Below are 26840 nucleotides of genomic sequence, written 5' to 3'. Positions count from 1 at the left end.
ATATAAGCGGGCACATCTTTTTATCTCCGCTAGAATCCGAGCCAGGACAGAATTCCGATCAGTGACAGCACTTCGACGTTGAATCCCAGATGCCAAAAAAGACCAGCCTACTATTGATGAGCATGGCGCTATACGGTTGCGCTCACTTCGACAAGTCCGCCTCTACGAGTGAAAACTATTCCATTCTGTCATTCCCAAAACGTCTGATAGGTCAACCTGCGAAGCCCGAACTGTCGGAGTGGCATCGAGATTCTCTCGATATGTGCCTGATCCACGAAACCGAGCAGCTGACCGAATTTGCGTTACCGGTGAGTGTGAATTTGTGGGACCGGGTCCGCGATGGTTTTAGTCTGGATACAGAAATCAACCGCCGGATTCAGCAGGAAATCGATTGGTATTCCAAGCACCCCTCTTACATGGCCCGGGTATCGGAGCGAGCCGAGAAATATCTGCATTATGTGGTAGAAGAAATCGAAAGACGCCAGATGCCCATGGAACTGGCCTTGCTGCCCATAGTGGAAAGTGCTTTTGATCCATTTGCCTATTCATCGGGCAGAGCGGCAGGCATGTGGCAAGTGATTCCCGGTACCGGCAAGATGCTCGGCCTTAAGCAGAACTGGTGGTATGACGGCCGACGGGATGTAACTGCATCGACTGATGCGGCATTGACCTATCTTGAGCAGCTTTACAACCAACTGGGGAAAGACTGGCTGCTCGCCCTCGCTGCCTATAACAGTGGCGCCGGCAATGTGCAGCGGGCAATCAAGAAAAATCAGGCGAGCGGAAAAAGTACGGATTACTGGTCGCTGAAGCTGCCCAAAGAAACGGAAATGTATGTTCCGCGCCTGCTGGCTCTGAAAGAGCTGGTGCAAAACCCGGAGATTTACGGGTTGAGTTTCTACCCTATCGCCAATGAACCCTATTTCGTCTCTGTCGACGTCGGCTCGCAAATCGATTTGGCCCAAGCTGCCGAATGGGCAGGCATCTCAACCGCTGACCTGGCTGCCCTGAACCCAGGGTTCAATCGCTGGGCAACCGATCCGGATGGACCTCATCGCCTGCTGCTGCCACGCGATAAAGCGGATGCGTTTATGGCGAAGTTGGCGGAAGTTCCTGTGGAGCAGCGCGTTGTTTGGCATCGTCATCAGATCAAGAATGGCGATACGCTCTCTGGACTTGCCCAACAATACCGCACCACCGTTTCCATCCTGCAAACCATCAATAACCTGACGGGCACCAATCTCCGAGCTGGCCAAACCCTGATGGTCCCCAGTACTGGTCATCCTGCGCTGCTGGCGGACAATAAAAATGCCCCAGCTCAGACCAACAGCAAGATTGAGTACCGGGTCCAGGCTGGCGATTCTCTATGGGTGATCTCACGCAAATTTGATGTGACGACACAACAGCTCGCCCAGTGGAACAACCTGTCCCAGAACAGCCAGATCTTCCCGGGGCAAAAGCTGGTGATCTGGCAGAAAACTGCGGCGTTTCATGCCACACCAGGCGGCGAGCGCACCATCCGCAAGGTGGCCTACCGCGTTCGCAAAGGTGACTCCTTGGCCGCGATTGCCAGCAAATTCAAAGTACGCGTGGCGGACATCACCGAGTGGAACCAGGTGAATCCGTCCAAACGCCTGCAACCAGGCCAAAACCTGACCTTGTACGTCGACGTTACTCGCGTGCAATAACCGGTGGCTTACGGCAGCGTTTTTAAGGCCGCAGCCAAATGTTCACTGGCTTTCTTCGCGACTGTCTCCACGTGCTTGCGGCTTCGATTTTTATAGGACTCTGAAGTCGGGCTTTCGGATTTCTTTGGGTATACGCTCTCCGCAACCTTGCGCACTTCTTTTAGCGCAGGCGTAAGGCTTTTGGGGTCACCACTGAAACGCGCCTTGCTTGAGATATCATCCGCGAATACACCAAATCCCTGATCCCACAGATAATGCAGACTTTCGCGGCAGCGCAGTCCTGCCTGAAATCCCACAATAGGGGCAGTACAAAAACCATTCCCTCCCCTATCATGACGACAACCGCCGTCCACTGAGCCGAGCACATGCAAAGGCTGATAGGCATCGCCCACCATATGCAGGATAAACGACAGCACTATGGCTTTATCGCGCGGATCCTTTGCCTGTTCATAGGCTTTAAAAAGATGCGGCCAGATTTCCAACATCATGCCCTCTTGGGCTGGAGGACAGGATTTAGCGGACGCGTTTTGGGTCGCCTCCAAAATGCGTCCCGAGGTATCGATAAATAGCGCGTTGACATAGTGCCATTCTTTGGTCGAATCCTTGCGATAGGCCTGCAAGGCTGGTGGCACAGATCCACTGCCGTACTGCCCGAATAATTTGCGCAGGGGCATATCGCGTATACGGTCCGGCCAGGCAGCCGCGCGGGAGGCAGCGGTTTTCCAGCTGATATTGCCCTTGGCCCAGGGACCTTCCATCAGGATGGATTGAAACTCCTTTCTTTTTTTCTCTGGCACCTGCTCCAAAGCGGCAATGGCAATATCACCGTGACCCGCCGCAGACCAAGCCCAACTCCAAACAGGCCAAAAAACCAAAACAAAAATAAATAACGCTTTTTTCATGCACGACTCTTCTTGATCAAATCATATGCCGCTTGAATTTCCTGCGATCGCTCGGTAGCGACCTTTACCATATCCTCCGGGACACCCTGCCCGACCAATTTATCCGGATGGTATTGGCTCATCAGTTTTCGATACGCCCTTTTTATTTCTTCATCGGAGGCGCTCGGCGTTACTCCCAACGCATCGTAGGCCAGCGAGAGCTTATCTGCTGGTGCTTCTGTCCGCGTATCGCTGTAGGAATAATCAGAGCTGGATTGGTAGCGTCGCTGAAATTGGTTTTGCGCCTGTATCATGCGCAATAACTGACGGAATGCGGCTTCGGAATAACCCAACAAAAACGCCACTTCACGCAAAAATTGCGTTTCCGCATCATGTAGCTCGTTATCCGACATCGCCATGGTGATGAGATACACCAGCAATATCTGCTTAAGATGCGGATAATTGGCCGCTACCGCCAAAAACTCCGCCATAGTGCTGGGGAGATCAAAATCCGCAGCAACACCCTTTTTAAAAAGCCGTTTGGCCTCTTCACGCATTTCCGGTGTCAGGCGCATATTAGCCATCATAGCTTCTGCCGCTTGAATTTCATTCTCCGAAACCCGCCCATCCGCTTTCGCCATGCGGCCAAGCAGCGGAAAAATACAGTGGAAAAGCGCCAATTCGATTTTTTGTCTCTGCTCCGGACTAAAGGCTGCGCGAAAATTTCGCCAGGCTTTATCAAAGTAATAACCCGCAACAAAACCAATTAGAGCGCCGAGCCAGCTGCCCATGGCCAAGCCCAGTACAAAACCGATGATTCGACCTATCCAGCTCACACAAACCTCACAGAACTGATGACAACCAATTTATTTGCCAAAACGATTTTTCAATATCTCAAAAGCATCCTGCACTGCTCGAAACTCTTCCGCACTGCCACCCATATCCGGATGAGTGGAACGTGCTTTGCGGCGATAGGCCAATAGGATTTCCGGCCATTGCGCACTTTCATCGACGCCCAATATTTTGCAAGCCTCGCTGCAATCGCCATAGGCGGAAAATCGTTTCCAAAAATTTTTCAGCAACTCATCTACAGACTGCTCAGTCGCCTGATCGAGATTGGCCAAATCCAGATAATAACGACGCAACTCGCCATCCAGCGCAGCCAGACGATTGTCATCCGATTGAACCGAAGAAACCTTCTCTAACTGAATTTCCAACATGGAAATTCGCAGAGCCCATCCCGGTGCGAGTTCCTGCTGTAACGAATAAAGACAATGGCGGGTAATAAAATGTTTTCGGAAGAGAAGAAGATTGGCCGACTCGCGCCTTAGTGAGGCGAAATGATTGGTGTCGTTTAAATGCCGAATAAGATCGTATTCGCCGACGGGCTTATTCTGTTGTCGCAGAAAATCCAGTAACTCTGAACAAATAGCTTGTTTGTCCCACAAATGCGATTCTCCGCAAAATTCATTTAGAAGCCGCCTGCGATAGGCGGCTTCTCTTGGTTGGGAAATCAACCCTTCTCAATGCGCCAAGTGGTCCCTTGTTTGGAATCCTCCAGCACCACGCCCATGGCCTTAAGCTCCTGGCGAATCGCATCCGCACGAGCGTAGTCTTTATTCAGTTTCGCCTGCTGGCGCTCTTCGATCAGAGCTTCAACTTTCGCCGCATCAACGCCGGATTCCGCTGCGCCGCCTTGGAACCATGCGTCCGGATCCTGCTGCAACAGGCCCATCAACTTTGCGGCTTCCTGCATTTCACCTTTCAGGACTGCCAAAGAGGAGCCATCTTCTTTATTGATTTTGTGCGCAAGGTTATGCAGCTCGCTGATCGCCAATGGCGTATTCAGATCATCCAACAAAGCCTGAAAAGCTGGGCTGTTATCGATCGTTACCGCTTCTGCTTCGATGTTCTTCACTTTACGCAAAGCACCGTAAAGCGAATCCAGGCTCGCTTTGGATTGATCCAACAATTGCGCGGAGAAATCCAATTCGGAGCGATAATGCGCGGACAAAATGGCGAAACGAATGACTTCGCCTGGATATTGCGCCAATAAATCCCGGACAAAACGATAATTGCCGAGGGATTTCGACATTTTTTCGCCGTCGATATTGATAAAGCCATTGTGCATCCAGTAACGCACATACTGTTTGCCACCGTGGGCGCACTGGCTTTGCGCCAATTCGTTTTCGTGGTGTGGGAAAATCAAATCGCGACCGCCGCCGTGAATATCGATGGTTTCGCCCAGGTGCCGTTCGATCATGGCGGAACATTCGATATGCCAACCGGGCCGACCGCGCCCCCAGGGGCTATCCCAGCCGGGTTCGGAATCGGACGATGGTTTCCACAATACGAAATCACCGGCGTATTTTTTATAGGGTGCAACTTCTACCCGTGCACCTTCCAACATATCGTCCAATGAGCGGTTGGACAGGCGCCCGTAATCCTCCATGGATTTCACATCGAACAACACATGATTTTCAGCCACATAGGCATGCCCTTGATTTACCAAGGCTTCGATCATGCCGATCATATCGGCGATGTGGTGAGTCGCGTACGGAGTAATGGTCGGCTCAAGATTGAGTAGCGCCGCCATATCCTTTTGGTACTCGGCGGCAAAACGCGCGGACAATTCAGCGATGGTTTCGCCGTTTTCGCGCGCGGCTTTCATGATTTTATCGTCGATATCAGTGATATTGCGGGCGTAAATCACTTCGTTATAGAGACGGCGCAACACTCGAAACAGTGTGTCAAAAACTACAACCGGACGGGCATTTCCGATATGCACAAGGTTGTAGACGGTAGGTCCGCACACATACATCTTGACGCGCCCGGGCTCCTGCGGTTCGAATTTTTCTTTCTGCCGCGTTCGGGTGTTGTAAACGTACAAACTCATCTCATCAATCCTCAGTCTTGCCGAACGAATCCTTCAAACTGATGGTGCGGTTAAACACCAAACCTTGGCTGCGTGAGTCTCGACAGAAATAGCCTTCCCTTTCGAATTGATAGCCTTTGCCAGCTTCGCTGTTCGCAAGAGAAATCTCGCCTTTACATCCGTACAACACAGAAAGACTTTGTGGGTTGATGAAATCAAGGAAATTTTTGTCACCCGCATCAGGCGCGGGATCGGTAAACAGGCGATCGTACAGGCGCACTTCCAGATCCAAGCAACGATGCGCCGCCACCCACTGGATGACGCCCTTGGGTTTGTTGCCATCTTCCGGATCTTTACCGAGCGTATCGGGAATGACGCGGGCGTGAACTTCGACAATATTTCCTGCCTCGTCTTTAACCACATGTTCGGCTTCAATCACGTAGGCGTTGCGCAGACGCACACGTTTACCCAATACCAGGCGCTTGTATTTTTTATTCGCTTCCTCGCGGAAGTCGTCTTGATCGATAAAAATTTCGCGCCCGAACGGCAGAATTCGGTCCGGCAGATCGTCGCGATGGGGGTGCCCTTTTGCGGTCAATTCTTCGGTGTGACCTTCTGCGATATTGGTGAGAACCACTTTCAAGGGGCGCAACACCACCATCGCTCGCGGAGCGTTTTTGTCCAAGTCATCGCGAATAGCGTGCTCCAGCATGGCGACGTCCACGACGCCATCGGCGCGGGTGACACCGATCATGTCGCAGAACTTGCGGATCGAAGCCGGGGTATAGCCGCGGCGGCGGAAACCGGCGATGGTTGGCATACGCGGATCGTCCCATCCGTCCACATAACCTTCGTCCACCAGCAACTTCAGTTTGCGCTTCGAAGTGACCGTGTAGTTCAGATTCAACCGGCCAAATTCGTACTGATGGGGCTGGGCTGGTACCGGCAGGTTTTCGATAAACCACTCATACAGAGGACGGTGATCGGCAAATTCCAAGGTACAGATGGAATGAGTCACACCCTCAATGGCATCTCCCTGACCATGAGCGAAGTCATAGGTGGGATAAATGCACCATTTGTCACCAGTTTGATGGTGGGATTGTTTGCGAATGCGATACATGATCGGGTCGCGCATATTGATGTTGCCGTGCGCCATATCGATCTTGGCCCGCAACACGCACTCGCCCTCTTCCAAGACCCCGGAGCGCATTTTTTCAAACCACTCCAGATTTTCCTCGACCGATCGGTCGCGGTAAGGTGAATTTTTGCCCGCTTCAGTCAAGGTGCCGCGATACTCGCGCGCTTGTTCTGGCGATAAATGACAAACGTACGCCTTACCAGCTTTGATTAAATAAATCGCCCACTCATAAAGCTGGTCGAAGTAACTGGACGCGTAACGAACCTCGCCATCCCACTGAAAACCGAGCCAGCGAACGTCATCCATAATGGCCTGAACATATTCCTGGTCTTCTTTCGCCGGGTTGGTGTCATCAAAGCGCAGGTTGCAGCGGCCATTAAACTTTTCCGCCAGGCCAAAATTTAAGCAAATGGATTTTGCATGGCCTATATGAAGATACCCGTTGGGTTCTGGCGGGAATCTCGTGACAATCTGCTGATATTTGTGCTCCGCAAGATCGCGTTGAATGATTTGCTCTAGGAAATTCAAAGGCTTGTGATCGTCGGTCATAATAAGAGTCTGGCCAGCAAAGCGGGTTTCGATTTCAGCGTAAAGCGCGTATTATAGCCGGCTCGCTGGCCGTGGAGCCACGCCCAAATTTAAGTAGGAGCTGTTGCATGATTACCCTTCACACAAATTACGGCGACATTGAATTGGAGCTGGATTTTGAAAAAGCCCCTAAAACCGCTGCGAACTTCAAACAATACGCACAAGAAGGCTTTTACAACGGAACCATTTTCCATCGCGTCATCAACAACTTCATGATTCAAGGCGGCGGATTCACAGAAGAAATGGAGCAGAAAAAAACCCGCGCTCCGATCGATAACGAAGCGGATAACGGTCTGCCCAACAACACTGGCACTATCGCCATGGCGCGCACCTCCGACCCGCACAGCGCAACAGCTCAATTCTTTATCAACGTTAAAGACAACGATTTTCTTAATCACAAAAGCAAAACGCCGCAAGGCTGGGGCTATTGCGTATTTGGCAAAGTCACCAAAGGCTTGGAAGTGGTCAATAAAATCAAAAACGTTAAAACAGGCAGTTTCGGCATGCACCAAGACGTGCCGGTGGAAACTGTTGTTATCGAACGTGTAACTGTTCAAGAGTAATCCGTCTGCGGCGACGGCTCTGCCCGTCGCCTATCTGCATATTTCCCTCACACTTCACTTTAATATGCGCACCCTCTTTATTTCCGATCTTCACCTGAGCCACCACTCACCGGCAATTACCAGTGGTTTTTTCAATTTTTTGAAGACCCAGAGCGCAACGGCGGATCGGCTGTATATTTTGGGGGATTTTTTTGATGCCTGGATCGGCGATGACTTCAACGATCCCTTGATCCAACAAATCAAAACGGCTTTGGCAGAGCTTGCTGCGCGTTGCCCGATTTATTTTTTGCACGGTAATCGCGATTTTCTTTTAGGAAATCGCTTTGCAGCAGAAACCGGAATCCAATTATTACCTGAAACTGAAGTCGTCGATTTGGACGGCCGTCGCGCGCTGCTTATGCACGGTGACTCTCTGTGTACTCAGGATCTGGAATATATGAAATTCCGCGCGATGGTGCGCAATCCCGCTTGGCAGCAACAGGTGTTGAGCCTTCCGCTGGCCCAGCGCATCCAAATGGCCGCCGATCTGCGCAACAAAAGCAAGTCGATGAACGCCATGAAAGCGGAAGACATTATGGATGTCACCCCGGAAGAAGTGGCAAAAGTGATGACTGCAAACGGTGTTGATTTGCTAATCCACGGCCATACCCACCGCCCCGCCCGCCATACATTGACTGTCAACAATGCGCCCGCGGAGCGATGGGTTTTGGGTGATTGGGGTAATACCGGATGGTACTTGGAAGCGGAAAACGGCGCGCTGAATCTAATTCAGTTTGATTTGGTTACGCTTAATCCTGTTAAGGTAGTAGCCTAAACACGGCAGTTTTTTGCCCAGCAGTCAATGCAACGCTGATTAATTACCGTATATCTCACGCATTAACTGGTATCCCACAGGATCGTATTGCTCCAAATCCAACCTGGTGAATGGAAAGGTTGTGTTTTTGTAAAGATACGTTTTGGAAAGCTCCGCAAAATATTCTCTATCATTGGTCAAGGCATAGGCCTTGGCGATGGAATAGCCTGCTTTATTCCTGACGTTTCGATAGAGTCTCGCATTCAACGCATTTTGATAAGCATTGAGTATCTTACGCGCATGCGTTCGCCAGTGATAATAATGATAAGCATGCGCGAGTTCATGAACGCCGGTGGCGACAGACGTCTCGTGAGGATGTTTCAAATAGCTTGATGCAGAGCGCACGACAATGCTGTCGTCAAAACGCTGCGAGACCGAATTGCCTCTGCGAAAATACCATTGCCCTCCTCTACGCCCACCAGTATTAGCCTCATGACCGGTAAACAAGTAGTAAGTGATATTGGAAAATTCAGCACGAATATGGGGTGGATAAAGACGTATGGCATCTGCCATTGAACGGTCAAGTTTTTTGCTTGCCTTTTTTAATACATCCGGCGCGCCTTCGATAAGAGCATCTTCTGCCATAATAGGAATAGAGTATCCCTCTACAGGGCTATAAGCTCTAAAAGCATAATTTCGATACTCCTCACTAATCGTTGCTCCATATTGCGAATGCGTATTGAGCCGCGTCAATTCTATTGGCTCCGCAGAACTATCTGCTCCACCGCGCGCGGCACAAATACGCGGGTCGTCTGTAAAGATTTTGCGCCCGTTTTTGTCTGTGCATTGCAAAATCTGATTGGCTTGCAACACACCTGACCAGAGCCAAAGTGCGGTGACAAGAAGAAATGATTGACGAGAGATAACCATGGGGTGGCCACATCCTTTTGCGGAAAATCCTAGGCAATAACGGATGTGATTCTTGCAGGAGTCCGAGGGGCTGACAAGCCCCTCGTTTGACGCGATTTCCCTATATCAGTTTGTGACTAAAGCTGAGGCCCCGCAGCTACCAAAGCTTTTCCATCCTCATTAGTGGTAAATTTCACAAAGTTTTCAATAAACAATTTGGCCAGTTTTTCGGCTTTCTGCTGCCATTCCTGCCGATCCGCATAAGTATTGCGCGGGTCGAGAATATTGCTATCCACACCCGCCAGATTGCGCGGTATTGCGAGATTGAAGATAGGCAGAGTATCGGTCTCGGTTTCTTCAATCGAGCCATCCAATATAGCGTCGATAATGGCGCGAGTAGCCTTGATCGAAATACGTTTGCCAGTGCCATTCCAACCGGTGTTGACCAGATAGGCCTTGGCGTTTACGGCTTCCATTTTTGCCACCAGTTCTTCCGCGTATTTCACTGGATGCAGAGTCAGAAATGCCTTGCCAAAACAGGCGGAAAATGTGGGCACAGGTTCAGTGATGCCGCGCTCGGTACCTGCAAGTTTTGCAGTGAAGCCAGAGAGGAAATGGTATTTCGTCTGCGCCGGATCCAGGAGTGAGACCGGCGGCAATACGCCAAATGCATCGGCAGTGAGAAAAATCACTTTGCTCGCGTGACCGCCGCGCGATACAGGTTTGACGATATTTTCAATGTGGTAAATCGGATAGGAAACGCGGGTATTTTCCGTGATGGAGCGGTCGTGAAAATCGATATTTCCTTCGTCATCCACCACGACATTTTCCAACAGCGCATCGCGGCGGATCGCGTTGTAAATATCCGGTTCGCTCTCTGGATCCAGATCGATTGTTTTGGCGTAACAACCACCTTCAAAATTGAAAATCCCCTGCTCGTCCCAACCGTGCTCGTCATCGCCGATCAGTTTGCGCTTGGGATCAGTGGACAAAGTGGTTTTTCCAGTGCCACTCAAACCAAAAAACAGCGCGACATCGCCATCTTCGCCCATATTGGCAGACGCGTGCATGGAGGCCATATGTTTGAGCGGCAGATAGTAATTCATCATGGCGAACATGCCTTTTTTCATTTCGCCGCCGTACCAGGTGCCGCCGATCAACTGCATTTTTTCCGTCATATTGAATGCAATAAACACCTCCGAATTCATGCCGTGCTCACGCCATTGCGGATTGGTGGTTTTGGAGGCATTCAGGACGACAAAATCCGGCTCGCCGAAATTGGCGAGTTCCTCTGCCGTCGGACGGATAAACATATTTTTGACAAAGTGCGCCTGCCAGGCCACTTCCATGATGAAACGCACTTTCATGCGCGTGTTTTCATTGGCGCCGCAGAAAGCGTCCACCACAAACAAACGCTTACCGGAAAGTTGCTTGGCTGACAAAGCCTTGAGATCCGCCCAGACGGCAGGAGTGATAGGTTTGTTGTCGTTGTGGGCGATATTGGAATCCCACCAGAGATGCTCTTTACTGACATCGTCGTAGACGATGTATTTATCCTTCGGCGAGCGGCCGGTAAAAATGCCGGTACGGACAGCAACCGCGCCGGATTTGGTGATAACGCCCTTTTCGTAACCTTCCAGGCCGGGACGGGTCTCCTCCTCGAACAGCACCTCATAAGATGGGTTGTAGACAATTTCCTTTACATCGGTAATGCCATATTTGGACAGATCGAGTGTCGCTTTCATGGTGCTGCTCCGCAAAGTATCTATAGCTGATCATACAACCAGAGACTGCTACTGCGTTTGACTCACGTCAAGGCTGCGCTTCTGTACATCACCTTTTAGCTTAGTTCATAACACCTGAGTGGAAGCGAAACTCTTCATCCGACGACTCCACCAGTTCCTGCTCGAGCTCCAGAAAGAATCTCACGCGTTCATCAATAGACTGACCGCCAGCCGCTTTTTTGGCCAGGGATAGATAATCTTGAAAGTGACGCGCTTCGGACTTGAGCAGCGACTCATAAAATTTCTGCAATTCTTCATCCAAATGCGGAGCCAAACGGGCAAAACGCTCGCAAGACCGCGCTTCGATAATGGCGCCAACAATCAACGTATCGATTAATTTTTCCGGATCAGCACTGCGCACATGTTTGCGCAACTCCGCCGCATAACGGGACGCGCTGACATGGCGATAATCGATATTGCGCCGCTCCATAATCGCCAGCACCTGCTCAAAATGACGCAGCTCCTCCCGCGCCAGACGCGACATTTTATTGAGCAGCTCAAAATCACCGATATAGCGATACATCAAATTGAGCGCAGTGCTCGCCGCTTTTTTTTCGCAGTTCGCGTGATCGATCAGCAATATTTCGGGATGAGCCAGAGCCTGTTGCACCCAGGCATCAGGGGTAGGACACAATAAAAATTCTTGGATAGGTTGAAGCATCTATCAATACCAACTTAGATCAGCCAAATACCGAAAAATAACGTTCGTAGTGAGCACGAGAAAGCTCAAAAAAAGCATCGTCGATCGCTTTTTTCAGCTCTGCCACCGACCAGGTGCGATATGGCAATTGCGCTTCACAACCGATCCACTCCAGCTCCTTAAGTTTTCCGCCAAACGCGCGGATGGCTTCAAACGCCTGGCAATAGATATTTAATCCGGGATACATCCGAACCCGTTGCAATTCCATTTGTTCGTGCAGTTTTTTTTCATCGACCACACGAATATGGTTTTCCACCACTTGCGTCAGCAAAGATTCTATCCGCTGCATGATCGCTTCACGCTCAGCATCGGTATAGCTGTTCCAGCCAATCACCTCATGGGCAAAACGTTTGCAGCCGCGGCAAACATTGTCGCCAATACCGGTGGAACAAACGCCTATGCAAGGAGTTCGGATGCGGGTCAGCATGAGGATTAATTATCTCCCTCAGCTTCACCACCCGCGCCGCTGCCCAATGCCTGATATTCCTTTTCCAGCTTTTTCGCCGCTTTATTGCCGACGCCGCCCAACAGATCCAAGGCATGACGCAGGCGCGCACGCGTCATATCGGAACCGAGTAATTCCATGGAATCCGTAACGGAAATGGATGATGTAGTACCCGCTACTGCAACAAAGATAGGTGCAACAAAATCTTTCATTTTGATGCTCAGAGCATCGGCAATGGATTTCATTTCGCTAAACAGCAACTCCTTGTTCCAATCGCGCAAGCTTTCGAAACGCCAGATGCAGAATTGCAGGATTTTTACCGTAGTATCCGCATCCGTTTTCAGATCTTTGAAATGGTCAGGCGTCAACGGCAAGTGGCCCGCCAACAGAAAGCCCACCAACGGCATAAAGTCGCTCAAGGTGTTGATACGCCGCTGCGCATGGGGAATAACCGCGAGCAGATTTTCGCGATTTAACGCCCATTGCTGCAGACGGTCCGCCAACGCTTCCGCATTGAAATTTTCGCGAATCCACAAACCATTCAGCCAGTTCAATTTTTCGATATCGAAAATAGGGCCGCCGAGGGATACACGTTTGATATCAAAATTGGCCTGCATATCGGCGAGGGAGAATTTTTCCCGCTCGTCCGGCATAGACCAGCCCATGCGGCCGAGATAGTTCAACAGCGCTTCCGGCAAATAGCCCATGCGCTGGTAGTACAGAATGCTGGTGGGGTTTTTGCGTTTGCTGAGCTTGCTTTTATCCGGGTTGCGCAGCAGCGGCAAATGGCACAGAACCGGCGCTTCCCAGCCGAAATATTGATACAACAACAAATGTTTTGGCGCCGAGTTGATCCACTCTTCCCCACGGATAACGTGGGTGATACCCATCAGGTGGTCGTCCACCACGTTCGCCAAGTGGTAGGTCGGCATGCCGTCGGATTTCAGCAGAATCTGGGCGTCGACCTGGCTCCAGTCCAATTCGATAGTACCGCGCAGCAGATCCGGCACCGGGCAAGGCCCTGAGCCTTCCGGAACCTTCATGCGCACCACGTATGGCGCGCCTGCGGCTTCGCGGCGGGCAATTTCGTCGTCCGGCAATATCAGATCGCTCGGCTTGAGCGCCGTATGCAAACCCTGGGCTTTGCGCGCTTCGCGCAGCTCATCCAGCTCCGCAGCAGTGCGATAGCAACGGAAGGCGTGGCCGGATTCCAGCAATTGTTCTGCGTACTTCGCGTAAATCTCTCGGCGCTCGCTCTGGCGATAAGGTCCGTGCGGGCCGCCGACGTCCGGTCCCTCATCCCACTCCAGACCCAGCCAACGCAGTGACTCCAAAATAGCCTGTTCCGAGCGCGCGGTGGAGCGCACCTGGTCTGTGTCCTCGATACGCAGCAGGAATTGGCCTCCGTGCTGGCGAGCGAAACAGTAGTTGAACAAGGCGATATAGGCAGTGCCAACGTGGGGATCACCGGTGGGTGACGGAGCAATACGGGTACGAACAGTCATTGCGACTCCAAGGCTGTCAGACAAAGGGCGGCATTATATACCCAATGCCCTCCGCGAGCGCAGCGCCAACTGATTGAGCGAGCGATTCGCAAAGAGTATGCTGGCCGGCTATTTTTAAGCCTGCTCTCAGCTTTCCAGGAGTTTTCATGAGTCTGCTCGATATCATTCTCACCCGCCGTTCCGTTTCCTCCAAAGACATGTGCGAACCCGGCCCATCCCCTGAACAATTGCAGACTCTTCTCCGGGCGGCACATCGCGTACCGGACCACGGCAAAATTGGTCCCTGGAGATTCGTTATTTTCCAAGGCGATGCGCGCGCGGCGTTCGGGCGTGAATTGGCGGCGATTTATCAGGCGGAAAATCCCGATGCACCGGAAAAAGCTTTGGAGCTGCAAAAAAGCCTTTTGTTGCGCGCACCTTTGGTTATCGCGGTTATTTCCACGGCAGGACCGCACGTCAAAGTTCCGGAATGGGAGCAGGTCTTATCCGCTGGCGCCGCCTGCCAGAATATTTTGATCGCCGCCCACACCATGGGCTTCGGCGCGCAATGGTTGACCGAGTGGTATAGCTATAACGACAAAGTCAAAAATTTACTCAATATGGAACCGCACCACCGCGTTGCTGGATTTATTTATATCGGCAGCTTCGCGGAAAAACCGGAAGAACGTGTGCGTCCCAGCCTGGAAGAGCGCGTGAGTTATTGGGGGCAGTAAATCAATAAATGAACGCGACGATTTGTACGCGTTCTATAGATTGATCCATCGAAAAATTAACAAGCGCAGGCGGAGTATTTATGACGGCCACACACATCGAGCACGACAAACAAAACCAGCGCTTTGTTTTAAGCATCGAGGACCAACAAGCGGTGCTGGAATATCGAGTGAATGGCAATACTTTGGACTTTGTCAGTACTTATGTTCCGCCGCAATTCCGCGGCAAGGGCCACGCTGAGCGATTGGTCCGCCATGGGCTGGCCTGGGCGAAAGAACAGGGGTACGACATACAGGCGAGTTGTTGGTACGCAGATAAATTCTTGCGACACGGGTAAACTCTTTACAAATAGTCAACAAGACAAAAAATAAAATCCGCTCAAGCGCGACAAATTGGCGAATCCGCATATGGAATTTGCCACAAGGTTCGCGCCTTCCATATAGTCATATAGCGCATAATTTCCCGCAAATAATCAAAACTCGGTGATGGAAACTATGCGTTTAGCTCGCGGATTTTTTTATCGTATTTTTTATGCGGGACTTATCGCTGTTCTCAGCAGCGCATTAGTCGCTTGCGGAGGCGGTTCCAGCAGTTCCTCATCCAGCTCCTCCTCATCAAGCTCATCTTCATCTAGTTCATCTTCATCTAATTCATCGAGTTCCAGTTCTTCGTCCAGCTCCAGCAGCTCTTCGAGTTCGTCTTCCAGCAGTTCATCTTCCAGCAGCAGTTCATCCTCCGGCAGCGGCCCTATAGCCACCGGCCGTTATTTCATTTACAACCGCTTGAGCGGGCTGCCGATGGATATCTCGGATGAAAGCAGCGAGAACGGCGCAAACCTCATTCAATGGTCATTTACCGGTAAAGCCAATCAGCAATTTGAGGTGGTGGATCTGCAAAACGGCTACTACGCCCTTATGCCCTACCACAGCGGCAAGTCATTGGATGTATGGGACCGCGGCACAGCAGACGGCGTTGATATCCGCCAATACAGTTATTTGGGCGAGCCTCATCAGCAGTGGCGCATTGAGAGCGTTGGCGATGGCTATGTGCGGATCACGTCGCGACTCAGCGGCAAGGCCGTGGAAGTGGTCAATAGCAGCACGGCCAACGGCGGAGATATTCGGCAGCGCACTTATCAGGGAACGCCCAATCAGCAATGGCGGTTCGAACAAGTGCCAGGACAAAAACAGTATCAATTGGTGTGGTCCGATGAATTTAATGGCAGCGGCATGCCCGATACTGCCTACTGGAGCTACGAACAAGGTCTGGTGCGCAATAATGAAGCTCAGTATTACACCGTCGCGCGACCTGAGAACGTCAACATTTCCAACGGTACCCTCAAAATCATCGCCCGCCGCGAAAATTACATGGGCGCGTCTTACACCTCTGCTAGCCTGCACACCCGCGACAAAGTGAGCTGGACCTATGGACGTTTTGAAATACGTGCGCGCATAGATACACGCGCGGGTATGTGGCCCGCGTTCTGGATGCTCGGCAACGGTAAATGGCCGGAAAATGGCGAAATCGACATCATGGAGTATTACCAAAATAAAATTCTCGCCAACGTCGCCTGGAAAGCCAATAACAGCGATGCCTGGTCAGCGGCCTGGGATGCATCCACTCGCTCACTGGAAGCACTGCGCTATCAGCATCCGGATTGGGAATCGCGTTTTCACACTTGGCGGGCGGACTGGGATGCACAATCCATACGGCTTTACGTTGATGATGTGTTGATGAATATCACCAACACCAACCAAACCATCAATCCGGACGGCAGCAATCCGTTTCGCAACAAACCTATGTATATCCTGATCAACTTGGCAATTGGCGGAAACAATGGCGGCAATCCCGCACAAACCACATTCCCCGCCATTTATGAAATTGATTACGTACGCGTATATCAGTAAGTATTTACCGAGGGGCTATTGCCCCTCTTTCTTTTTGCATTTTTCCGCTTTTTAAGCCCAAACCGAACTTCTTTCCAGTCGCATACATTTTTTTACAAATTTACATACATTTCTTTACGAATTTCGCGCCATGCCTTTGGCATAGTCTCTGCGTCATCAACTATAAGGCGCGAATTACACCATGCGATTCAAATTTTTAAAAATTTCCTTAATTAGCGGACTTTTAGCGCTAGCCCACACAGCCCAGGCCACTATTGTTTTATTCGAAACCAACGTAGGGAATTTTGAAGTCAATCTATTTGACATGCACACGCCTGCAACAGTGGAAAACTTCCTTAATTACGTCGAAGATGGATCCTACGACAATACATTTATCCATCGATTAGCCAAAGATTTTGTTATACAAGGCGGAGGATTTGCATACGATCCTGATCTCGCTATACCAGATAAAATTCGCCTGACACCACATATCGAAAAAAACAAATCTGTTGTAAACGAACCGGTATTGTCCAATCGCCGCGGCACTATCGCTATGGCGAAAGTTGCGAACAACCCCAACAGCGCGACATCAGAATGGTTTTTCAATCTCACCAACAATAGCGCCAATCTGGATTATCAAAACGGTGGATTTACCGTTTTTGGTCAAGTATCCGAAGAAGGGTTAGAAATACTGGATGAAATCAACAAGCTATCCATAGTGAGCCCGGGCGGTGCATTTACCCATATGCCGGTACTTAATTACACCGCAGAAGATTACAGGAACAATGTCCCCATCACCGACGAACACCGCGTGATGATTCATCGTATTACTGTCGTTGATGACGATCCTCATACCGCTGCGGACTTAAAGCCTGTATTTGCGGTAAAACAAAGTTCCGGGAAAAAGAAAAAAGGCGGAGCACCTGGCGGAGAGTTGCTTTTGATTGCCCTGGCATGTGCAGCGACAAGGCGATTAATTGCAAAATAAAATTGGGGAGCGTTGCTCCCCCTTTTTTAAAAGCGCAATTCCAGACCCAGTCCAAAATAATCATTATCCACCACTTCCACGCTGCCATTTTCCGCAGATATGGAAGTATAAAAACCGTAGGCAAGGACGTTTTTATTTATTTTGTAATCAACACCAACGCTTATAGATTCATTATCATCCGTTACCAAACCGCTGCTGTACCCAAACGCAATACTGGATTGGCCATACTGACCTTTCAAAGCCCAGCGATCATTGAAATTGTAGAGCGCGGACACCACCCAGGCATCTTCACTATCAGCCCCATCCTCTTCATATTGTTCATAGAGGAATCCCAGTTGCAGCAACGAGATTGTGTATTGAACTACAGCTCGCAGCGCCTCAGCATTTTCCGCTTCGACATCCTGATCAAATGCCAGAGCGACGTACAACCCATTTGTTGTATAGGTCAGCGACAGTGATTTGCCATCATCTACTTCCTCTGCCTCGCTCGCGATATAAGCCAGGTTCGCAGCAAATCCGTTCCACGAGGGGGATGAGTACATCACCGAATTATTTTCTCGATTGTCGTTAGGCGTTATAAAATTCTTAATATCCCCGCGCAAATCATTAAACAAATCGACTTTATTCTGCGCATTCTTTAGTGGCGTATCAAAGTGACCTCCAATAATTTGACCAAATCCTCCTTTCAAGCCAACAAAGATATTTCTCTGTCGAAAAGGATTACCAGCATTGTCGTCAAAATTGGTTTCATATTCCATTTGGTAAATAACATCCAGTCCATCGCTGATAGTTTCAGCCCCCTTAAACCCAAGGCGGGACGCATTACTTTCTAGCGCAATAATAGACTTTTCTCCCTCATCCACAGATTCCAGCGATACATTGGCTTTGCCATAAAGCGTAATATCTGCCAGCGCGTTTAAAGGAAAAATGGCGGCAAACGCCGTATAAAAGCCGATTTTCTTTTTCATAGAAGCTCCCCAATAGCCAAATAAAGTGTCATTTTCTGAATTTAAAATGACAACGAGGCGCACTATAAAAAGGAAATATGTCAGAGATGTGACAAGCTTTAGCGATGCGGATTTAGGATGACGTAGTCACAGGGAACACTCAAGGCCCAATCTGATTACTCATTTGATCGAGTCATCGCCGATAAAAGCGGAAGATTGTTATAAACTCGAAAGATAATTGCGCAAACGCCAAAAATAAAATTGGCCGCATATGCGGCCATTTTTATTCCTTCATCACTAGCCTTCTGCCGGCGGTTCCACAGGCGCGGTGATAACTACTGGTGATTTAAACCAAGGACATTTACCGGTCCACAGGCACCAACCGCCAACCGCAAGGCCAACCACCACCAATGCCAGCACGAGCCACCATCCCCAAGGGGTTTTCTTTTCCGCATAGGGGTCGATAAGGTTGCGTTTTGAACCGGGGGGCAGTTTGGCAACTTCGGTTAGTTTGCCGCCGAAAGGCACGTTGATTCGAACTTGACCATTCACCGCCCAACCGGATGCGTCGAGAATTGGGCCGAGGTTACGTTGACGCAATTTGAGCCAGGCTATAAATACGGACGGACCGCTGATCAACAGCAACAAACCAATAAGTCCCAACGGCATCAACCAACCCAGTCCGAAAAACGACTGCAGTAACAGACCTAGTGCTGTGGTGATACCACCTACGGCGACGCCCATTGCGGCAATCATGCTCAAATCGAATTTCGGCTTGGCGGCCGGAGCGGTTTTAGGATCAGTCGTGAGCGTTTTTTCTGTGGCGCTTTCCAGCAGGGTCTGGCTGGAGGCTTCCGCCGCACTCGCGCTTTTTGCTGCGCGCTCCTCGATAAAACGAATCAGTCGCTTATACGGAGAGAAAAACGCCTGCGGAATGCTGATGGGGTTTTCGATCAGTTTGGTGATAGTGGCATCCCAGTCTCGACCAGCGCGATCGTAGAAAACACCATTGCGCCCTACCAACAAATAATCCGAGTCACCACTGGTAAAGGCCGCCACAATGGATTTTGTCTGACCGTCGGGTCTGGTGCAGTCGCAATAAGCCAGGAAGCATTTGCTCAAACCGGCCAGCGCTGCGTGTTTGGCGGCATCATGTACTTCGATACAGAGATCGCACGCACGCCCGTCGAGGAACAGGGTTCCAGCTTCAAACACTGCACGATTGTCGTTGGAATAAAAATCGGTGAAATTGACGAAGTTTTGCAGCAGGGTTTTCAGATGCAAACGCAGTCTCAGCAATTTTTCTACTGAAGCAAATGCCTGAACTTGCGGCTGCACAGCGAGATCCTGCTTAACCAAATCTTCCAATTCGGCTTTCTTGCCGTTTTGCAGAATTTGGCGAATACGCGCGGGGCTGAGCGCTGCAACTTCTTTACCTGCCTCACTGTTCAACCATGCTTGATACGCATCGAAGCGCTGTTTGATTTCGTTCCAGTCGTCAAAACTCAGCGTTGTTTTTTCGCCAATCAAAAGGGAAACGACTTTGGTTTTAAAGTTGCGGATCGCCGCATCCCAAGCGGGGTTGATGCCTTTTTCCAATGGCAATAAAGCGTCTTGGGAGATTTTGGCCAGAGGGAAATTCGCAAATTCGTGGCAGTCAGCGGAGATTTTTTCGCCGGTCAGATTGGTCCAGGCCTCGGCAGGCTGATTGAGCAATTCAATGGCGCGGGCATCAAACTGTGTGGCGCGGCAACGGCTGAAAAAGTCATCAATTTTAGCGCGTACTGCAGCCAGGGCTTCATAACCTGCAGTGTAATCTACCGCCTCCAACCAATCGCTTTGGGCTTGATCCAGCCAAGCCGCGCGGGCTTGGCACGCGGCAAAAAATTGTTCCACGGTCGCCAGGTCAATTCCGGGCTTGCCGGAAGCGTCTACCACGCCAGGGAATGCCGCGAGGATTTCATTGATAAGGGTTTTTAGTTCGTCGTTGGAAGCGGAATCGGCGAGGATGATACCGTCGCCATTGAGGGGGGCCGCCACCAATGCCGTTTGTTGAGCCTCGGCATCCGCGAGAGTGATAACGCCAGCGTCAGACTTGCCGAGAATATGCAGCATAGTTCGGGCGCTGTTCAGAATGGTTGCGCCGTCTGGAGTAGCGTCATTTATATCCGCCAGCGAAATTTCCGCGGCGGGTTGCAGCAACAAATCCGGATTTTTCAGGCAATCGACCGCCCATTTAACGGCTTTGATCACTTCGGGAACCCGTACTCGACCATCGTTATCGACATCGATCAACTGCAAGGTTTTTTCGTCGAAGAATAATCCTTTTACTGGACAAGCCAGGGCAGCCCACAGCTTTGGATCCAACTCGTCGAGATGACGCAGATCTTCACCAGTGCGCAGAAGCACCTGATCAAAGCCACCAATTCGGGTAAATAGCCAAGGATAAGATTTGCTCATGGATGTGTCCTTATTGTAGAAAGGCCCGGCAATCATAATCCTCACGATTGCCAATTGCCATTAGGAGCGGATGCATAATGTGCCACGCAAATATCCGCGCCAAACTAGGCTAGGCTCTCCTGCCATAGCTTGTCTAAACGTTTCTCGGAAACCGGCAGGCGGGTTTTGAGGGTTTGAGCGAACAGCGATACCCGCAACTCTTCCAGCATCCAACGATACTGCTGCCAAAGCCCGTTCTGGCGATAAACCGCTATGCCATCTTTCTGCAGGCGCGCCTGATGTTTTTCCCAATAAGCCTGCAACAAGCGGGTGTTGCTCTTATCGCGGCTGATATCCATAGGTGCTTTTTCCAGGCGCACGCCAATGGCTTTCAAATAGCGCGGATATTGCTCCAGCCATTCCCACGGGGCATCGGAAATAAAACCGCGATAAATCAATTGGTCGAGCTGATGCTGAATATCGGAAAATGTCGCCGCCAGCATCAAACCATTGGGATTGCTCTTCATTTTCTTTTTGATTTGTACGGTTCCATCCAGTACCTGCAGTAGCCATTTTTCCAATTCATTGGCGAGCGGCACCACATTGTTTTTTCCGCGTGATAAAGCTTTGGCAAAAGCATCTGCATCGCGCGGCAATGGATGACCTTCGAGACATGCACGATAAACCACACCCTGCAGCATGTCCTGCACCACCTCTTCCCGCTTGCCGAGGTTCATCACGCTCAGCGCCATATCTTTGTTGCGCAACAATTCTTTTTGCAGATATTTGATGGTGGTTCCGAGTTGCATCATAAGCAAAGCAACCACCCCTTTGACACTGGTCTGCTCAGCCTCCAACGGGTTATCCAATAGACGCAAAGCCACTGATTGCCCTTCCACCACCAGAGCAGGAAAGGCTCGCACCTGCATGGCGCCGCGTTTCAAGGTGCATGAGGTTTCCAGCGCGCCAAAATTCCATTCAGTAATCGCATCGCGTTCTATGCTCTCCCCTACTTTTTGCAAGGTATTTTGCACATGGCCGCGATAGCGCTCGCGCAATTCCGCCAGATCCCGACCGCGATCCAGAATTTTATTGCGCTCGTCCAATACGTGGATATTCATGCGATAAAACGGATCAAGCTCGACTTCCTGCCATATATCCTTCGGCATAGGTTTGCCCAGCAGCCGCTCCAACTCATGTTGCAAAGACTGCAACAGAGGCTGATTACCGGGCTTGAGTCTGCCGATGATTTGATCCACATAATGCGGCACAGGGACGAATTGTTTGCGCCACTGTTTGGGCAGGCTTTTCACCAGCGCAATGCATTTATCGCGCAAAAATCCCGGCACCAACCATTCCAGGCGATGTTCGGGCACTGTGTGCAATACGCTGGCGGGAATACCAATGCTCACGCCGTCATCCGGATGACCCGGTTCAAAATGATAGGTCAGCGGCAGGATCATGCCTTCCAACGACATGGAATCCGGAAATTGCGCTTCCGTAATTCCAGCGGCGCCGTGCTGCATCAGCAAATCGCGCGGAATCCACAATAAATCCGGCTGCTTTTTTTCCGCCTGTTTGCGCCAGTGTTCAAATCCCGCGAAATTCACCACATGAGCTGGAATACGCTCGTCGTAAAAACGATAAATAACCTCGTCGTCCACCATAATATCTTTGCGGCGGGATTTGGCTTCCAGATCGTGTACCGCAGCGACTTGTTTCTGGTTGTAGAGAAAAAAATCGTCTTTTTCTTGCTCGCGCTGTGGTGTTCGATTTGCCTGACGTCCGCGCGACGCACGGCTCGGATGTTGACCGTAACCGCCCTCAACCAACGCCGAGCGAATAAATACTTCCCGCGCCTCCGCTGCATTGATCTGACTGTAATTGACTGTTTTTTTGTCCGCCAATGTCAGGCCAAACAAAGTAATGCGGTCGTAAGCCAAAACCTGCCCGCTTTTGCTGTTGTAGTGCGGCTCGTAATAGTGATGACGCAATAAATGCTGCGCCAATTCCAAAATCCATTCGGGTTCGATTTTGGCGACGCAGTGGGCAAATAATTTGGAGGTTTCCAATAATTCAGCCGCCATTATCCAACGCGGTTTTTTCTTGAACTGCGATGAACCTGGGAAAATAGAAAATTTTCGATTGCGCGCGCCTTGATATTGCAGCTCACCCGGTTCTTCATTTTTTACACCTATATTGCCGAGCAAACCCGACAACAAGGCTTTATGCACGGCGGCGTAGGACGCAGGTTCCTGATTTTCTTTCAAGCCGAGAGGCTTACACGACACGCGGATTTGATGGTGGAGTTCACGCCATTCGCGCAGACGCAGATGCGATAAAAATTCCTTCGCACTTTGTTTGCGCCACTGATTTTGCGATAAATCCTGGCGCTGCTGCTCCGCGTAATTCCACAAATTCAAATAGGCAAGAAAATCCGAATTTTCATCCCAAAAGCGCCGATGTTTTTCATCTGCAGCCTGTTGTTTATCGGCAGGACGTTCGCGCGGATCCTGCACCGTCAACGCAGCGGCGATAATCAATACTTCCCGTAAAGAGCCGAGCTTGTGGGCTTCCAGAATCATGCGGGCGATGCGCGGGTCGAGGGGCAAACTGGCGATCTGGCGGCCCAGCGGCGTCAATTGACCTTTGGGTGTAACCGCCTGCAATTCTTCCAGCAGGCGATAACCGTCGCTGATAAATTTGGAATCCGGCGCTTCGACAAAGGGAAATTTGCGAATATCGCCGATACCCAAATGCAGCATTTGCAATACCACCGATGCCAGGTTGGTACGCAAAATTTCCGCATCGGTAAATTCCGGACGTTGAATAAAATCTTCTTCAGAATACAGGCGAATACAAACGCCGTTGCTCACCCGTCCGCAACGACCCGCGCGTTGATTGGCGCTCGCCTGCGAAATAGGTTCGATCGGCAAACGCTGGACTTTGGTGCGCACGCTGTAACGACTGATACGCGCATAGCCCGGATCAATGACGTAGCCAATCCCCGGCACGGTAATCGAAGTTTCCGCCACGTTGGTTGCCAAAACCACGCGGCGTCCTCTATGGCTCTGAAATACGCGGCTCTGCTCAGCGAGACTCAAGCGCGCATACAAAGGCAATACTTCCAGATGGGCAAATTCGCGTTTGCGAATCGCCAAGGCGGTTTCGCGAATTTCTCGCTCGCCCGGCAGAAACACCAGAATATCGCCATTGCTGCTGTTGGGCAGAGTGAGAATTTCTTCGATCGCCTGAATAATGGCTTCACTCTGATCTTCCAACTCACCTGCCCAGGGGCGATACAAAATTTCCACCGGGTAAGTACGCCCGGAAATTTCCAGAATTGGCGCATCGTTAAAATGGCGGGAAAAACGCTGCAAATCGATGGTCGCCGACGTGATGATCACTTTCAGATCGGGACGCTTGGGCAAAATCTGTTTGATGTATCCCAGCAAAAAATCGATATTCAGGCTGCGCTCGTGCGCCTCATCAATAATCAGAGTGTCGTAGCGCAAAAGCAGAGGATCGTTTTGAATTTCCGCCAGCAAAATACCGTCGGTCATCAATTTGATATGCGAGGTTGGCAGCGACTGGTCGGTAAAGCGCACCTGAAATCCCACCGCTGTGCCGAGCGCCACTTTTAATTCTTCGGAGATCCGATTGGCCACGGTACTGGCCGCAATACGACGGGGCTGGGTATGGCCGATCTGGCCCAGAATTCCCCGGCCTATATCCAGGCAAATTTTCGGCAATTGGGTGGTTTTACCGGACCCGGTTTCCCCCGCCAGAATGACCACTTGATGCTCGCGCAAGGCATCGGCAATTTCATCGCGGCGCGCACTGACGGGCAATTCCTGCGGAAATTCCACCGTCGGCAGATTTTGTTTTTTGGTCTGCACAATGGCTTGGGATTCGCTGAGCAAAGCGAAGAATTTTTGCTTGACCTGGGCGAGGTTTTCTTCCGTGTTTGCCTCTTGACCTATGCGCCAGAGCTTGCGCAGCCGGGGCCGGTGCATCAACAGGGTTTCCGCAAGAGCTTGCTCCAGTTCGGCGGAAGTGGCGGGGAAAATGTGGTTTTCCTGCATGGTCAATGTATTGCTGGCAAACGAAAGGTGCGCATTATGCCCGCAGGGGCGCCAAACCGCCAAACTAAACGCCCCTAGGATTAAGATCGGACCGCCCGGAAGGGTCGCCCGGATAATAGGGGCGCAGACCAAGCGCCTAGTAGCCAAAATGCCAAACGCAGGCGTTTTTGCGCTAGCTTCTAGTTACGCTACGCAAATCATTCTATAATCCCGCCCTATTTTTACCCGGAGCCAGGACTCGCTTGATCAACGCGGGCATGGCATTCAACTACAGCAAGGAACGTTTATGGACATTCGCTACTTACTTCCAGCCGCTTTACTCTTCGCTTCTCCACTGGTACACGCTGCAGCGCCCATCGCAAACACCGATATCCGAACAATTCGTGCCGGAACGACCTATACGATGAACGTGCTGGCCAACGATACGGATCCTGATGGTGGCAGTCTGACAGTCCTTCCCGAAGTTCGCATGGAGACTGATAACGCCACAGTTACGGTCAATAGCGACGGCGGCATCCAGGTGGTTCCAAATCCAGGCGTCGGTAGCGTCGAGCCTGAGAAGATCATCTTTTATTACACGGTGATCGATTCACAGGAAGAAACGGCAGAAGGCTTGGTAGAAATTCTGGTGAGTCCCAACATCTATAGCGGCATAGCCCAAAATAAAAACACTTATAGCGTCGCACAAGCGCTGGATCTGATCTGCGCTGAACTGGCGGACCGCAACCTTGAAGGTGCCAGCCCTGGCACCCGCAATCTGCAACTGCGTTGTGAAGGACTGTCCAAACTTTCCGACAGCGAGGCCGCAGAAGCCATTCAACAAATCACTCCGGAAGAAACCCTTGCTCTCAAGCGCCTAGGCACCAATGCCTCAAAACTTCAAGCCGATGTTGTTGGCGCGCGTCTCTCGCAATTGAGCCAAGGTATTGCCACCGCTTCACGCAATCGCTTGACCTGGGGCACCACGCCTTATGGCGGCGCCGCCGGTGACGGCCTATTCAGCCGCTTTGGTTTGTTTGGCAGCGTGCAGCTGGAAGACGCGGAGAAAGACCGTACCGATGCAGAAGCCGGCTTTGACTACAAATCCAATGCCATCACGCTCGGCGCAGACTATGCACTGTCCAAAGATTGGTTTATCGGCGCCGCTGGCGGTTGGACCGGCAACGATCTGGACTATAAAAACAACGGCGGTGATGTATCAGCCGATATTTTCACCTTTATCGGCTACACCACCTTCAACAGCGGCAATTTCTCCTTTGATGTGCAGCTCGGTTATTCCAGCAGCGAGATCGATATCTCCCGCTACATCCAATATGGTTCCGGTGAAGATGCTTTTTCTGCGAAAACGAAAGGTGAAACCAGTGGCAAAGAATTCTTTGCCAGCACCCAGGCGCAGTACCTTTGGTCTGTTAACGCCTGGTCGTTTTCTCCGCGCGCGCGCTTGAATTTCTCCAGCGCGGAAATCAAAGGTTACGCAGATAACGGCGCTGGCGGTTGGGAAGTCATTCTCGGTGACCAATCCATCGACCGCTGGGTGTTTGAAGCCGGTGTACAAAGCACCTATGCCATTACCACCAGTTGGGGCGTAATAATCCCTAACCTGGACTTCAACCTGGTTGCTGATGTGAACACCGACCAGGAATTAATGACCGGTAGCTTCGCATTTGCGCCGGGTGACACTGTGTTGTTTGCCCTGGAAGCGGAGGATCCGGACTCGCTGTATTACCAATTGGGACTCGGCTTCAGCACCGTATTGCCGCGCGGCACCAGCGCTTACGCAGGCTTCCGCAAAACGTTTGGCTACGATGACTTTTCCTCTACCCAATTCTATGCAGGCTTCCGCATGGAGTTTTAAGACGGCAGAATAGCCACAGCGATCAACCATAAAAGGGCGCTCAATGCGCCCTTTTTGCAT

At 50.9% G+C, this 26840-nt stretch carries 21 protein-coding genes; 8 read left to right on the top strand and 13 right to left on the bottom strand.

Features of this window, described 5'->3' with window-relative positions; translation table 11 throughout:
• The first annotated feature begins 89 nt into the window (after positions 1-89).
• Positions 90-1688, top strand: a complete 1599-nt coding sequence (locus DWB84_RS15445) for a LysM peptidoglycan-binding domain-containing protein (protein WP_187410706.1) — start codon at positions 90-92, stop codon at positions 1686-1688.
• Positions 1689-1696: 8 nt separating this feature from the next.
• On the opposite strand, the gene DWB84_RS15440 is transcribed toward DWB84_RS15445, so the two are convergent.
• From DWB84_RS15440 to DWB84_RS15420, 5 genes are all read right to left on the bottom strand, one after another.
• Positions 1697-2590 (bottom strand): S1/P1 nuclease, encoded by an 894-nt coding sequence (locus DWB84_RS15440; protein ID WP_187410705.1) that lies wholly within the window; start codon positions 2588-2590, stop codon positions 1697-1699.
• On the bottom strand, positions 2587-3405 hold the full coding sequence (gene djlA / locus DWB84_RS15435; RefSeq protein ID WP_370589731.1) for a co-chaperone DjlA: 819 nt from the start codon (positions 3403-3405) through the stop codon (positions 2587-2589). Before djlA ends, DWB84_RS15440 begins: the two co-directional genes overlap by 4 nt.
• Before the next feature lie 30 nt (positions 3406-3435).
• Complete coding sequence (locus DWB84_RS15430) at positions 3436-4017, bottom strand: DNA-J related domain-containing protein (protein ID WP_187410704.1); 582 nt, start codon at positions 4015-4017, stop codon at positions 3436-3438.
• 65 nt (positions 4018-4082) lie between these two features.
• On the bottom strand, positions 4083-5465 hold the full coding sequence (gene cysS / locus DWB84_RS15425) for a cysteine--tRNA ligase (RefSeq protein WP_187410703.1): 1383 nt from the start codon (positions 5463-5465) through the stop codon (positions 4083-4085).
• A gap of 4 nt (positions 5466-5469) precedes the next feature.
• On the bottom strand, positions 5470-7131 hold the full coding sequence (locus DWB84_RS15420; RefSeq protein ID WP_187410702.1) for a glutamine--tRNA ligase/YqeY domain fusion protein: 1662 nt from the start codon (positions 7129-7131) through the stop codon (positions 5470-5472).
• Between the two features lie 107 nt (positions 7132-7238).
• Here DWB84_RS15420 and DWB84_RS15415 point away from each other — a divergent pair, with 107 nt between their 5' ends.
• Positions 7239-7733: a peptidylprolyl isomerase gene (locus DWB84_RS15415; protein WP_187410701.1), complete on the top strand. Its 495-nt coding sequence runs from the start codon at positions 7239-7241 to the stop codon at positions 7731-7733.
• A gap of 64 nt (positions 7734-7797) precedes the next feature.
• Positions 7798-8547, top strand: a complete 750-nt coding sequence (locus DWB84_RS15410) for a UDP-2,3-diacylglucosamine diphosphatase (protein WP_187410700.1) — start codon at positions 7798-7800, stop codon at positions 8545-8547.
• 39 nt (positions 8548-8586) lie between these two features.
• Here DWB84_RS15410 and DWB84_RS15405 read toward each other — a convergent pair whose 3' ends face one another.
• The 5 genes from DWB84_RS15405 to gltX form a co-directional block, all read right to left on the bottom strand.
• Positions 8587-9456: a DUF4124 domain-containing protein gene (locus tag DWB84_RS15405; protein WP_187410699.1), complete on the bottom strand. Its 870-nt coding sequence runs from the start codon at positions 9454-9456 to the stop codon at positions 8587-8589.
• Between the two features lie 116 nt (positions 9457-9572).
• A complete protein-coding gene (gene pckA, locus DWB84_RS15400) occupies positions 9573-11180 on the bottom strand; it encodes a phosphoenolpyruvate carboxykinase (ATP) (RefSeq protein ID WP_187410698.1) in 1608 nt (535 codons plus the stop codon).
• 100 nt (positions 11181-11280) lie between these two features.
• Positions 11281-11880, bottom strand: coding sequence for a tRNA-(ms[2]io[6]A)-hydroxylase (locus tag DWB84_RS15395; RefSeq protein WP_187410697.1), 600 nt, complete (start codon positions 11878-11880; stop codon positions 11281-11283).
• 19 nt (positions 11881-11899) lie between these two features.
• Positions 11900-12346, bottom strand: coding sequence for a DUF1289 domain-containing protein (locus DWB84_RS15390; protein WP_187410696.1), 447 nt, complete (start codon positions 12344-12346; stop codon positions 11900-11902).
• A 5-nt stretch (positions 12347-12351) separates the two neighbouring features.
• Positions 12352-13869, bottom strand: coding sequence for a glutamate--tRNA ligase (gene gltX, locus DWB84_RS15385; protein WP_187410695.1), 1518 nt, complete (start codon positions 13867-13869; stop codon positions 12352-12354).
• Positions 13870-14015: 146 nt separating this feature from the next.
• Here gltX and DWB84_RS15380 point away from each other — a divergent pair, with 146 nt between their 5' ends.
• The 4 genes from DWB84_RS15380 to DWB84_RS15365 all read left to right on the top strand — a co-directional run bounded on the left by DWB84_RS15380 (position 14016) and on the right by DWB84_RS15365 (position 17454).
• Positions 14016-14582, top strand: a complete 567-nt coding sequence (locus DWB84_RS15380) for a nitroreductase (protein ID WP_187410694.1) — start codon at positions 14016-14018, stop codon at positions 14580-14582.
• Between the two features lie 80 nt (positions 14583-14662).
• On the top strand, positions 14663-14917 hold the full coding sequence (locus DWB84_RS15375) for a GNAT family N-acetyltransferase (RefSeq protein ID WP_187410693.1): 255 nt from the start codon (positions 14663-14665) through the stop codon (positions 14915-14917).
• Between the two features lie 157 nt (positions 14918-15074).
• A complete protein-coding gene (locus DWB84_RS15370; RefSeq protein WP_187410692.1) occupies positions 15075-16487 on the top strand; it encodes an RICIN domain-containing protein in 1413 nt (470 codons plus the stop codon).
• Positions 16488-16668: 181 nt separating this feature from the next.
• Positions 16669-17454, top strand: coding sequence for a peptidylprolyl isomerase (locus DWB84_RS15365; protein WP_187410691.1), 786 nt, complete (start codon positions 16669-16671; stop codon positions 17452-17454).
• Positions 17455-17480: 26 nt separating this feature from the next.
• On the opposite strand, the gene DWB84_RS15360 is transcribed toward DWB84_RS15365, so the two are convergent.
• The 3 genes from DWB84_RS15360 to hrpA all read right to left on the bottom strand — a co-directional run bounded on the left by DWB84_RS15360 (position 17481) and on the right by hrpA (position 24988).
• Positions 17481-18422: a porin gene (locus DWB84_RS15360; RefSeq protein WP_187410690.1), complete on the bottom strand. Its 942-nt coding sequence runs from the start codon at positions 18420-18422 to the stop codon at positions 17481-17483.
• A gap of 276 nt (positions 18423-18698) precedes the next feature.
• Positions 18699-20861 carry a hypothetical protein gene (locus tag DWB84_RS15355; protein WP_187410689.1) on the bottom strand — a complete coding sequence of 721 codons (2163 nt, stop codon included), beginning with the start codon at positions 20859-20861 and terminating at the stop codon, positions 18699-18701.
• Positions 20862-20965: 104 nt separating this feature from the next.
• On the bottom strand, positions 20966-24988 hold the full coding sequence (gene hrpA, locus DWB84_RS15350; RefSeq protein ID WP_370589730.1) for an ATP-dependent RNA helicase HrpA: 4023 nt from the start codon (positions 24986-24988) through the stop codon (positions 20966-20968).
• Between the two features lie 223 nt (positions 24989-25211).
• Between hrpA and DWB84_RS15345 the strand changes: the two genes are divergently transcribed.
• Positions 25212-26780, top strand: a complete 1569-nt coding sequence (locus tag DWB84_RS15345) for an autotransporter domain-containing protein (RefSeq protein ID WP_187410688.1) — start codon at positions 25212-25214, stop codon at positions 26778-26780.
• Positions 26781-26840: the final 60 nt, after the last annotated feature.

The sequence above is a fragment of the Saccharophagus sp. K07 genome, assembly GCF_014336955.1.
Taxonomy (GTDB): Bacteria; Pseudomonadota; Gammaproteobacteria; order Pseudomonadales; family Cellvibrionaceae; genus UBA5868.
This window is presented reverse-complemented; position numbering and strand designations above follow the sequence as displayed.